The sequence below is a fragment of the Bifidobacterium asteroides genome, from assembly GCF_003202755.1.
Lineage (GTDB): Bacteria > Actinomycetota > Actinomycetes > Actinomycetales > Bifidobacteriaceae > Bombiscardovia > Bombiscardovia asteroides_F.
Window position 1 is genome coordinate 1 of sequence record NZ_QGLK01000006.1, and the last position, 1355, is coordinate 1355.

General features: G+C 62.3%; 1 pseudogene. It reads right to left on the reverse strand.

Features of this window, described 5'->3' with window-relative positions:
- Window positions 1-57 precede the first annotated feature (57 nt).
- Window positions 58-1222 (reverse strand): annotated as a pseudogene (locus DKK74_RS08640) (IS1249 family transposase).
- Window positions 1223-1355 lie beyond the last annotated feature (133 nt).

The following is a 1355-nucleotide window of genomic DNA, read 5'->3' on the forward strand; positions in this document are numbered from 1 at the left end:
CTATAGGAACTAAACGCGTTGTTTTAGGTTCTGTGTGTGGGTTTGGTTGTGTGTTGGTCAGAGTGTGGTGTTGGGGTATCTGACTGGTGTGTGGAACTCGTTCCAGTTGATGGCGGTGCCGTAGTGTTCGGGCTCGTCCTGTTCCTGTCTGGTTTCCCGTTTGGGTGCTGGTTGTGGCTGCTGGTGTTCGTCCCTGATCAGGCTGGCGGGGTCGGGGTTGTCGGTTTTCGTGTAGCAGTGCCGTTCGCAGGCGCGTCCCATGTGGCTCTCGGGTAGGCCGTGGTGTTGCAGGAGGGTGCGTTTGATGGGTGGGTTGACTCCTCCTTCCAGCCGGTTGGTGGTGCGTTCCACTGGCCCGCCGGCGGTGAGTTCGGGTTCCGGGAAGGCGAAGAGCTGCCTGTCTTGGAAGAGGTGTTCGGGCCTGCGGTAGCAGCGGCGGAGTTCCTGGTGGGTCCACCACCAGGATTGGTGGCTGGCTTTGGGGTTGGCTGGGTCGTCCTTGGCCATGGTGCGTTCGTCGATGAGGGTTTTCCATCTTTCGTGCCAGGCGTTCAAGGCCTCACCCCAACGCACCGCTTCCTCGATGGTATGGACCCGGGTGAGCTGGTCGGAGAGTCGCTTGAGTTCCTTGCCGGCCTGAAGTCGTGGTTTGAGTGTCAGGTCGGTTTTGGTGTTGCGTTGCACGTGCACCAGGCAGCGTTGGATGCGCGTGCCCGGCCAGCAAGGCATGGCAGGCTTTCTGCACGCCGCGAAGGCCGTCGGTGATGAGCACGTCGGGCCCGGGGATGCGGGAGGACAGGGCCGTGTAGGCCGCCGTGTTCTCCTGATGGCACCACTGCCGGTCGATGACCTGGCCCGTCTGCCCGTCGATCGCTATCAGGAGGCACCAGCCGTGTGCCATATACGTGCCGTCGGCCATGAGCGTGTGATGGACCACCCCGTCCGGTGTGATTGCCGGCTTGATGTTCCAGCACCAGCCGACCCGTTTACGCCAGGCCCTGGCGCCCATGGCCCCCATCTGTTCCCGGGTCCTGCCCGTCAGCGGCCAGTCCGGGAACTCCCTCAACTGCGCGGCGCGGGCCCGGTCCTGCCTGCGCGCGGTGGACGTGATCGAGCAGGACGGACGCATCCAGCGCTGCGTGCCTGATCTGTTGCGCCCATGCTTGCGCATCCGCCCATGGCATATGGGGCAATGCCTGGCCCTCTTCGATCTGGTTCTCATTCCCCAATCGAACAGGAACGGGCACCCCTGCAAGACCCCTATTAACAACCCGACCTATTAACAACCACCCAACACGCTTACAGCCACAAGGCCAAACCCCCAACATAAACAACGCGTTTAGTTCCTATAGCCC